At 38.1% G+C, this 9,515-nt stretch carries 10 protein-coding genes; 3 read left to right on the plus strand and 7 right to left on the minus strand.

The window, feature by feature from the left end; translation table 11 throughout:
* Positions 1-692 precede the first annotated feature (692 nt).
* Positions 693-1,328 (plus strand): WD40 repeat domain-containing protein, encoded by a 636-nt coding sequence (locus G322_RS0114515; protein ID WP_022942466.1) that lies wholly within the window; start codon positions 693-695, stop codon positions 1,326-1,328.
* A 10-nt stretch (positions 1,329-1,338) separates the two neighbouring features.
* On the opposite strand, the gene G322_RS0114520 is transcribed toward G322_RS0114515, so the two are convergent.
* The 5 genes from G322_RS0114520 to G322_RS0114540 form a co-directional block, all read right to left on the minus strand.
* Complete coding sequence (locus G322_RS0114520) at positions 1,339-2,313, minus strand: DHH family phosphoesterase (RefSeq protein WP_022942467.1); 975 nt, start codon at positions 2,311-2,313, stop codon at positions 1,339-1,341.
* Positions 2,314-2,344: 31 nt separating this feature from the next.
* Positions 2,345-3,469: a serine/threonine-protein kinase gene (locus G322_RS0114525; protein ID WP_022942468.1), complete on the minus strand. Its 1,125-nt coding sequence runs from the start codon at positions 3,467-3,469 to the stop codon at positions 2,345-2,347.
* On the minus strand, positions 3,466-4,053 hold the full coding sequence (locus G322_RS0114530; protein WP_022942469.1) for an ECF-type sigma factor: 588 nt from the start codon (positions 4,051-4,053) through the stop codon (positions 3,466-3,468). The genes G322_RS0114525 and G322_RS0114530 overlap by 4 nt, the downstream gene beginning before the upstream one ends.
* Before the next feature lie 89 nt (positions 4,054-4,142).
* Complete coding sequence (locus G322_RS0114535) at positions 4,143-4,820, minus strand: metallophosphoesterase (protein ID WP_022942470.1); 678 nt, start codon at positions 4,818-4,820, stop codon at positions 4,143-4,145.
* A 55-nt stretch (positions 4,821-4,875) separates the two neighbouring features.
* Positions 4,876-5,451 carry a hypothetical protein gene (locus tag G322_RS0114540; protein ID WP_022942471.1) on the minus strand — a complete coding sequence of 192 codons (576 nt, stop codon included), beginning with the start codon at positions 5,449-5,451 and terminating at the stop codon, positions 4,876-4,878.
* A 643-nt stretch (positions 5,452-6,094) separates the two neighbouring features.
* Here G322_RS0114540 and tehB point away from each other — a divergent pair.
* Positions 6,095-6,661 carry a tellurite resistance methyltransferase TehB gene (tehB, locus tag G322_RS0114545; protein ID WP_022942472.1) on the plus strand — a complete coding sequence of 189 codons (567 nt, stop codon included), beginning with the start codon at positions 6,095-6,097 and terminating at the stop codon, positions 6,659-6,661.
* A gap of 823 nt (positions 6,662-7,484) precedes the next feature.
* Here the strand turns inward: tehB and G322_RS0114550 are convergent.
* Complete coding sequence (locus G322_RS0114550) at positions 7,485-8,540, minus strand: cysteine synthase A (protein ID WP_022942473.1); 1,056 nt, start codon at positions 8,538-8,540, stop codon at positions 7,485-7,487.
* A gap of 161 nt (positions 8,541-8,701) precedes the next feature.
* Here G322_RS0114550 and G322_RS23480 point away from each other — a divergent pair, with 161 nt between their 5' ends.
* Positions 8,702-8,839 carry a hypothetical protein gene (locus G322_RS23480; RefSeq protein WP_022942474.1) on the plus strand — a complete coding sequence of 46 codons (138 nt, stop codon included), beginning with the start codon at positions 8,702-8,704 and terminating at the stop codon, positions 8,837-8,839.
* A gap of 26 nt (positions 8,840-8,865) precedes the next feature.
* Here the strand turns inward: G322_RS23480 and G322_RS20945 are convergent.
* Positions 8,866-9,515, minus strand: a 650-nt coding sequence (locus tag G322_RS20945) for an IS6 family transposase (RefSeq protein WP_022942475.1), incomplete at its 5' end; no start/stop codon positions are given.

Consider the following 9,515-nt stretch of genomic DNA (forward strand, 5'->3'; position numbering starts at 1 on the left):
GTCTGAGGTTATAAAAACATAACTATTTTAATTGGTCTTGAATGTTTGTGATTTTGAGGGATGTTGTTTGTTTGGTGTTTTTGCAGGGTATTTGAAATGGGTTGCGAGAGCAGAATTTGAATCGATGACCTTCGTGTTATGAGGCTCAAATTCTTAAACCACAACAACTAATACCATTCCGCTTAATATAATGATCAGGTTTTACGCAGGGTAAATGACTAAGGTCAAGGCGCATGATTGAGTAATAGCCGGCTATTGCGATTGAATGCAACGCAGATATTAGTCATTTAAACCAGTACTTAGGCGGATTGGTATTACATTCAAATTAACAAAATTTTCCTCACCGTCCCCCAAATTATCACGCCGTTCATCCCACTCCCATACGTCACCAGCTTGTTGTTCGAATTCATTATCATCTAAGCTATCTAGGTAAAATAGCATGGTAAAATAACTTGTTTTATCATTTTCAACAGACTCAATGGCAACACCAATTCCGGTGGTTTTATCACTTTTTTCAATCTCTTTGTCCAGTGGCAGTAACTCTAATTCAATAAACAGGTTGCCACTTACAATAATGCATAAAATGTAAGCTAGCCTCGATATTAGCGTTATTAATTGGCGAATTATTGCATAGTTGATGAAATAGTTGTTAAGTAGACAGTATCAGACAGCTAATACCAATAGAGAGAATAATGAATTTCCATACTCAGGATGTAATAAATGCAGACAACAGCAAAGCATTACGCTTTCCTTGGAATAAATGTTCTATCGAAATAATCGATGTAGAAAGCCAACAAATATTGCATCAGAGAACTGAAGTAGGGCAATACCATACCTGTGGCATGTTTACTGAAAATGAAAATATTGTTATTTATTTTTCGTTCGATAAAAACTGGTTCATTCCACCACTCATCAACATATGGGATCTAAAAAGTAATACCGTTGAACAAATCTGTACATTTCATCACTTTCAAGCTTCCGTTTTAACGTTTACATTTCACAACGCAACGAAACGTCTTGTATTAGGCGATTTTGATGGCTATATCAGTGCTTTTAGCATGCAAACGCATAAAGAAATATGGCACCATGAAACCCCAAAGCACAATGATATTCTCTCATTATCTTTTTCAATATGCGGAGAAAAAGTTGCAGCGTTACAAAAGGATAACTTGACCGTTTATGATTTTACAACGGGTAATAAACTACTTAGTACCCCCTTAATGGATGAATATTCAACTTGCCAGTTCCAAGAAGAGGATCTTTTTATTCATCTCACCCACCCCGGAAAAACAACGATAAAGATCAATTGTAAAACAATCTATCGTTAGATATCACTGATTAGCTCAGTGATAAATGAGGCCGGATTAAATCATGTACATAATCTAATTCATCGGAGAGCTGATACATATCATCAATTATCCCACCAGCAGAATGAGGAAGGCCCCCACCAAAGCCAATTCCCGTATCATTTAATACCCGTACTATTAGCTTATTTACATCATTTTTAGGGCATTCTGAACGCAATGAAATATACGTTTTACCGTTATGCCTTGCACTGAGTATCGCAACATCAATTTCATCGACACTCAGTAAGAAGTCCCCTAATACGCCTAACATGGTACGAGAGCAATCATCAGGCAATACGGCAAAGGCACTGTTTTTTTCTTTTATCATGGTTGTCAGCATCGCATCGAAATACTTTAATTCTTGAAGTTCAATTTTATTTCTGAAAATGCGCTTAACCATTGGCATATCCGCTTGTGATTGAAGTTGAAGCAACGCCTTTGCATCCGCTACACTCACTTTTTTAGTAAAGTGATCGGTACCAAAAGTTAAACCCACTAACAGCGCAGTTGCAATTTTTGGGGAAATATCAATGCCACAATAGTTATAATACTCAACGATCATTGAAGCGGTTGCACCATATTCAGGCCTGATATCTGCATACCAAACAAAACCAGGAGCCTTGACCTTATGATGATCAATAACAGCCACTTCTAAACCAGGGAAGTCGATAACATTAGGCTCGCCAATACAGCCTCCTACAACAATAATTTTATCATTTGGCGTCAAATTTAATTTCTCTGGTGTAATCGTCGGAATATTAAGCCAGTCGATAAGGTTACGTAGTGTCACTCTCTTGATATACCCTCGATAGGAGATAAATGGCTTAAAACCTTTCTTTTTTAATAAACAAGCAAAAGCAAAAGCGGAAGCTAATGCATCATGACTGGGAAAATCATGTGCTTGTACTATCACTCTTTCTACCCCTTTAAGGCGCTCTAAAAACGCGTCAAACTGCGAATAATCCATGAAAAATGGTCCTTTTAGTTAACTTAAATTATTACTTCACAAATAACAATACACTGCTAGCAACCGAATACAGCAGTAGCACACACGTGAGTGAGGTGAAGGGTTTTCTCGTGATTAATTTTTTAAATTGATAAATTGGATGAGTTGAGTATTCGTCAATAGGAAAGCCTTGCTGATATTGTTGTATTTTTAAACGCAATTGATTTGCATCTTGAAAACGATTTTCAGGCGCGCTTGCCAGTGCTTTATTTAACAATGCATTTAACTCTTTATCTTTGATATATGAGCGACTTGTTTGACTAGGAGGCTTATCCGTTAATAGATAACACATAATTGCACCTAAAGAATAAACATCCGACATCGCTTCGTAAGGATATCCCGCGATTTGCTCAGGTGCACTCCAGTTTTTTGAAAACGCTTTAACGGTATTTTTATTGTCGTGCATTTCAACCGATTTAAACTTTTGGGCTAAACCAAGGTCGATCAAAACCAAATGTTCTTGGTCATTGATAATGATGTTTTGTGGTTTTAAATCACCATGATAAATCTGTAGTTCATGTAAATAACAAACGGCATTTAATAGCTGAATAAAAACATTAAATTTTTGCTTATTAGTCGGTTTGTTAAGTGCTAACCAAATATCTAACGACTGTCCATCAATATAATCCATGACAATACAAGCATGATCCAATACTTCAGATACCCCATACAGGCTACAAATATTGGGGTGATCTAATAACATTAAGCTTGATGCTTCATTAAAGAACATCACTTTTTGTTGTTCACTGTTTAACTTGTCACTACGCAGGATTTTAATGGCTGCTTTATGGCTTTGATTTTGAGTATGGTTAGAGCAAAAAATATCTTGCTCTGCATGGTAAACAAGCCCCATCCCCCCCGACTCAGAAAGTAGGCTTTTAATAGTAAAACCCATTACCTCTTGACCAATAAAGGAGTGCTTAGAGGCCGCTGTCGATGTGGATATCTGCTCTGATAAAAACTCAGTAGTAGAGATGGTGATGTCATCAACCTTTAACATTTTTTCTAGCTCATTAGCTTTTATTAAGTCTATTTTTTTTAATTTAGACAAGTGAGCCTGTTGCTCTGAATAGCCTAATTCAGATAACTCATTATATAAAGAAACGATATCTATCATTCGGTTAACTTACTTCTCAACCAAACTAGCGCAAACTTCAAATCGTTATCAACGGTTCTTGGTGAAAGCGATAACATATCGGCAATTTGTTGATGCGAAACCATCGCAAAATATTTTAACTCAAAGACTTCCGACTGCCTTGAGTGATTTTCCTGAAGAAGCTCTAATGTATTTAATAGATCAACATTCTGATCCCAATTTGGCTGATAACCAATAACTTGTGTTATCTCCGACTGTAAAAAATCGCGTTTTAATTGCTGCTTATTAACGAATGACTGATGTGGTTTTCCAAATAACAGATGCCACACTGAAACGCGTACATAATCAGAAAATTCTTGTCGACTTTCAAAGGGTTGTTCATCATTACGCCAACGATGTAGCTTAACAATACATTCATTAGATAATTCAGTAACAGAAGCATCATGCAGAATTGTTTCATTTGGGCTTTGCTGCTGTAGATATTTTCCAACAATCGCGCGGATATCTTGGTAAGCATATTCAAGAAATTCAGTACTCTTACTTTTATCTCTATTCTGCCAACCGATGAGCAGTTCCGTTGCATTATCTACGTTTTTAATTGACATAGCACTGACCTTTTCCATTTGTCTTTTAAGAGAGTAAAATCACTTTATACAAAACCATTTTACCGACTAATCATAAAGAGTCGTAGAGATTAGTTTAATGCAGTTAAATTAATTATCGTGAGCTCACAGGTTGAAGAAAAAGTATCAATCCAATAACGATTATTTATCTTGGTAATTGCTTGTACCGGTGAATGCCCATGCACCACACAATCAATCGAGTCAATTGCTAAGCAGTCCTTGTTATCTTGTAAAGGACGACTCCATAAGGTTTCCCAAATATCATGCTTTGATAAGATACCCGTTTGTACTTTTTGCCAATTAGTAATGGCAGACGCGTGGGTGATACCCACTTTTTTATCTTTAACAGTAATCGTTCGGCTAAGTGGCATGCAGATTTCAATCAAGGTTTTCCAGCGTATTAACAGGTCAAATTGGTGCAGATTCTCTGTTAACCATTGACCCTTATTTTCTTTTAACAGATCCCAATACTTAGGTGATGAAAAGCCAAGTAAAAACAACTGTTCATGATTGCCCAAAACGGGATAAAACCACTTTTTTGTTAATAGATTTAAACAGCCAATTGTATTAGCCCCCCTACTGATTAGATCCCCCGTGCAAAATAAGCGATCTATTTGATAATCAAAGTTAAGGGCTGAAAGTTGCTGATACAGTTGTTCAACCTCACCATGGAGATCACCCACAACAAAATCGCTTCCCATTTCATTAGCATCATTATAAATGTGCTGCTTACGTGGTTTAAATTGCATAAAAACTCCAGACCCCCCCAAAAAAACAGCCATTTTTGCATGATTGCGCTAGCCATTATTTTTGTATTAATTTCCTCCATAACTCACTGTTAGTATCATAACCTGGTTTCACTGTCGCAATAATAACCACTATGAAACTAACCATAAATAAGTACAGACCAGCACCTAATACCTCAGTCGCCAAACGAATAAGATCTTGGCTTCCAGGTTTTCCAAGCATCTGTAACGCATCTGTTATTTGCTGAAAAACACTGAAACTGATGACAACGACTAATAATATAACCAGGCTTCGAGAAAGTGATTTTTTAGCACCAAACAAATGGCGACAGAGTGCTATCACAGTAAGCACATAAAACCATACGGGTGTCACTTTACTTAAAGGTATCGAGTTGCCCGTAAAACGAGCAAGAGGTAAAAAGGTACTCAGCAGCAGTGCAGCTAAACTAAATACCGCAAACAAGTTCATCAGTTTTAAATCTGAAATCTCAATAGCAGATGCTTTTTCTTTGGCCTCATCTAGTTTTGTTTTTACGTGGTCGAATAACTGAGACTGTTGTAATTCGATCGATAAGTTACCTGCTCTATTTTTAGCTTCATTCGCTAGTTTTATCGCTTTATCTTTAAACATCATGTTGGTATTCCTTTTGTAAGTCGAAGTTGGTTATGACAAAAAAAACGTTTCTCGTATCTCTTTTGTCATTGTTGCTAGGGTTAGTTTGCTCGCTTTTGCAGTTAGAATCAGGTGACGTTATAAAAATAAAATTACGCAAAATATTGGGAATATCGGGTATTTTAAAATGAATTTAGGGATAAAAAGGGAGCGAGGGGCGAGTTTGCTTTCGTTTTCTTTACTCGTTAAAGAAGATGAAGTTGCCGAGAGGCGACATTACAGCCTGAAAGTTAAAATTCCGGCTAGATGAGCTTGACCAAGGGCAATCAAAACAGCCCCATAAAGATATAAAAATGGCTAAGTAATATTAGCTGTGTCTAACTCACAATGAGGCTAGTGTGCTGCCTTTGTAAGGTAAAAAGGTGCCAAAAATGACTCATTTCCCTCTAATAGAGTGGCCAGAATCACTGTGCTACTGCACCCGTTTAAAGTATAAAACGGGTGTTTCAAGACACAAATCCGGAAGTTGATAACAAATAATGGGTCTCGATTGGCTTAAGTGTTAGAGCTAGTCAGGTAGAAGCTATAAAATAGGCCCATTCATATTTAATTGCCCAAGAATAGTAGTAAGATAATATCCTTCATTTAAAACTAAGTGGTTACCATGATAGTTGATCTAAATAGCCGTTACGGCTTAAATCCTGCGCATAGTGAAGTAGTAAATGCGTGCAAAATTATTGAGCCCTGCGATGCGTTAGATATGGGTTGTTCAAATGGGCGTAATGCTCTGTACCTAGGCCAGCTCGGATTTAATATTACCGCCATAGATACTAATCCCAGTGCCATTGATACGCTGAAAAACATTATTACTGAAGAGAGAATGAATAATATTAAGGCTCACGTGTATGACATTAATAATGCCAACCTTGTTGAGAATTATGGTTTTATTGCCTGTACCGTAACCTTAATGTTTCTCGACCCAGATAACGTTGATGATGTTATTAGTGATATGCATAAACGTACTTTGGCTGGCGGTTATAACCTGATTGTTTGCGCAATGAGCACCGAAGAACACCCCTGTCCAGTTCGTTTCCCTTTTACCCTGAAAGCGGGACAGTTGCGTGAGGCTTATAAGGGTTGGGAACTGATAAAGTACAATGAAGATGTTGGTACTATGCACAATGGCGCGAAATTACAGTTTGCGACCATATTGGCGAGAAAACCTAACTAAAAAAATAAGGCATGTATTGTTATTGCTTGTTGTGTAGATAAATCGGTACTGTGTTGCGCGACGAGTATCGAAGTTAATTTAGTTATTCAACTTTAGTTTCTAAGGTGAAAAGGGGCACATTGCGCTTTAGAATGTTTGCTCTATTATCGGTTGGAATATCCAATTTATGCTAATTATCTCTCAATAGAGAGTAATAGCAAAGGGCAAAATCTGCCCCCAGAAACTTGTTATTTGTTCTCATATTAGTGTTGAACCTTTCATTTAGCAGCTTTATAGGCATCACTCTGCACGAAATGTGGCAATACAACACCTATCTTATATAAATTATATCAGTACGATATCTATTAAATATCACACACTCAACACCTTGCATAACAACTTGGTAAATGCTTGATTTGAGATAAGTGTTAAGGTGATAGCTATCCCATTTTAAATGCACAGACTAATTTCATAAGTTATAGAGTAAATTCAAACAGCTGAAAATATGTCCAACACAGTGGCACCTATCTCTGTGAAAATTTACTAAATCTAATATCTTTTGGAATGCATGGGATCTCGTTGCGCACAGAAAGTACCGGATATGGACCGCAAGAGAATATTTGTAATACATAAAATGGGGACAAATTTGAGTTTATACTTTAAGATGCTTTTACTCTAACCTTTTGATTATTATAGAAACAAAAAAGATAGCCAGCGTAAAGGCAAGTTTTGTATATGTCGTATGGTGTCGCTAAACAGACTTACCATCACTTGTTTCGAAATCGGACTTATTTTCCAAATTCAGATTATTAATACTGTACCACTACAGATCAACCATGAGGTTTTAAGTGCCGACCTGCACGATATTACTTTCTGCTTCCGCTTGATAACGGGCAAATAACGAGGCTAATGACTCACCCTGTTCAGTGATATTTTTCTGTGCGAGAAAATCCGCATTATAAAGCTTAGCATTTGAGCGTTCTGCGAGGTCGCAGCAAAAGGTCACGATGGTTTTACCTTTACCCATTTTGGCGGCTACGTATAATGCACCAGCAACATTCAGTGCCGAGCTACTGCCCAGCGCAATACCATCAAGCTCCCTAATGTGACGGGAAATGGTCACTAGATCTTGATCCGGTAAGGTAATCGCTTTGTCTATTTTTGCCTGACGAAAGTTAGCAACGCTACGCATTATGCCGATACCTTCGGTAAATGAATTACCCGTCGAGGCATATTTCCCCTCTTTTAAGTAGGCATAAATACCCGAACCATCAGGGTCCACTAACCACGTTTGTAGGTTTTTATTTTTTTCCGATAAATAACGAGAATTACCAGCAATGGTGCCCGCGGTGCCTGCAACTGAAACCAGCGCGTCAATCTTGCCTTGAGTTTGTTGCCAAATCTCGGGGCCTGTATTTTCATAGTGGGCTTTGCTATTACTGGTATTTTCAAACTGATCTGCCCACCAATAATTAGCATTAGCTTCACCCAAGCGTTTTGCCGTATGGTAGAAATGATCGGGATTAGCAAAGGGGCAGGCATTAACTAACCTTAACTCTGCGTCGTATAAACTAATCATCTGTTCTTTTTCGACCGCTTGTCCCTTAGGCATTACCACCAGCATTTTATAACCCAACGCCTTAGCCACCAGTGCTAGCCCTATGCCAGTATTACCCGCAGTGCCTTCCACTATGGTCATACCCGGTTTGAGTTTACCACTGCTAATAGCATCTTGAACCAGCTGTAATGCGGCTCTGTCTTTAATTGAACCACCCGGATTTTGTTGTTCACATTTTAATAAAATTTCACAGCCGGTTAGGTTTGACAGGCTATTGATACGTAGTAGATCGGTATTACCGATAAGCTCGATGATATTGTTAGTGATCGCAGGTGCTGTCATTGAATCAGTCCTTTAAAAAGAGAAACCTATCAAAGATTAGGTGTTGCCCGTTTTAAGTCAAGGTCTGACGGGTTCAATCCAGGCATCCTCGCAGCCTCCCAATTTGCATCTTCAAGGTGTTTGGGTATAGACTGCCAGCACCTAAAAAGGAGAGACCACAAATGGCAAAACAGAAAAAAATGGCAAAAGCACCCAAGCAAAGCCAGCAACAACTACAAAAACAGACAGACCTTGCACGCGGTACGATCAATCACTCTGCACTTGGTGCGCTAGTATGTATTGTCAACTTATCGAGCTGAGCCGAATAAATTCTACCAAACACACCTTAATCTAAATTTTGGGCGCAACTAACCCTATTCCATTCTATAAATGAACGATCACGGAAAAGGCGATAATGTTTTGCTTGCATTAAATGGCGACCAGGTCGAAATAAGTTATTCACTACCCCATGGCAACTCAAAAATCGCTGTGCTTGCCCTTGAGATTTGAACCTCCGCATTTGTCTTTCTTGTTGCCGAGTGGGCTGATGTGATAATTCACATCCATTGTTTTCATACTGAACTGTTGAGTGCTCAGTACTTGGTATTAATTCTTTTATTGCTGCAGAGTAACTTGCTAATTTATCTGTCACAATCTTCAACGGCATCACTCCCTGCCCTTTTAATAACCGTTTAAAGAAACGCATGGCAGCTCCTTTATCCTTACGCTTTTGCACTAAAATATCGATCTCATCACCGTCTTGATCTACCGCTCGCCACAGGTAATGTAATACGCCATTTATTTTGATAAAAACCTCATCCAAATACCAAGTATCACCAAGCTGACTGCGGTTCTTTTTTATTTGGTTGCAGTAAATTGAGCCATATTTTTTACACCACTGACGAATCGTTTCATAACTGACAACGACACATCTAGCTGCAAGCAACTCTTCGATATCACGAAAGCTGAGCGTAAAACGATGATAAAGCCAAACTG

The sequence above is a fragment of the Psychromonas hadalis ATCC BAA-638 genome (genome assembly GCF_000420245.1).
Lineage (GTDB): Bacteria > Pseudomonadota > Gammaproteobacteria > Enterobacterales > Psychromonadaceae > Psychromonas > Psychromonas hadalis.

What these genes read in the sequence shown, in the direction of transcription:
- G322_RS0114515 (WP_022942466.1), top strand. Translation starts at nt 693, where the DNA reads ATGAATTTCCATACTCAGGATGTAATAAATGCAGACAACAGCAAAGCA.
- G322_RS0114520 (WP_022942467.1), bottom strand. Translation starts at nt 2,313, where the DNA reads ATGGATTATTCGCAGTTTGACGCGTTTTTAGAGCGCCTTAAAGGGGTA.
- G322_RS0114525 (WP_022942468.1), bottom strand. Translation starts at nt 3,469, where the DNA reads ATGATAGATATCGTTTCTTTATATAATGAGTTATCTGAATTAGGCTAT.
- G322_RS0114530 (WP_022942469.1), bottom strand. Translation starts at nt 4,053, where the DNA reads ATGTCAATTAAAAACGTAGATAATGCAACGGAACTGCTCATCGGTTGG.
- G322_RS0114535 (WP_022942470.1), bottom strand. Translation starts at nt 4,820, where the DNA reads ATGCAATTTAAACCACGTAAGCAGCACATTTATAATGATGCTAATGAA.
- G322_RS0114540 (WP_022942471.1), bottom strand. Translation starts at nt 5,451, where the DNA reads ATGATGTTTAAAGATAAAGCGATAAAACTAGCGAATGAAGCTAAAAAT.
- tehB (WP_022942472.1), top strand. Translation starts at nt 6,095, where the DNA reads ATGATAGTTGATCTAAATAGCCGTTACGGCTTAAATCCTGCGCATAGT.
- G322_RS0114550 (WP_022942473.1), bottom strand. Translation starts at nt 8,540, where the DNA reads ATGACAGCACCTGCGATCACTAACAATATCATCGAGCTTATCGGTAAT.
- G322_RS23480 (WP_022942474.1), top strand. Translation starts at nt 8,702, where the DNA reads ATGGCAAAACAGAAAAAAATGGCAAAAGCACCCAAGCAAAGCCAGCAA.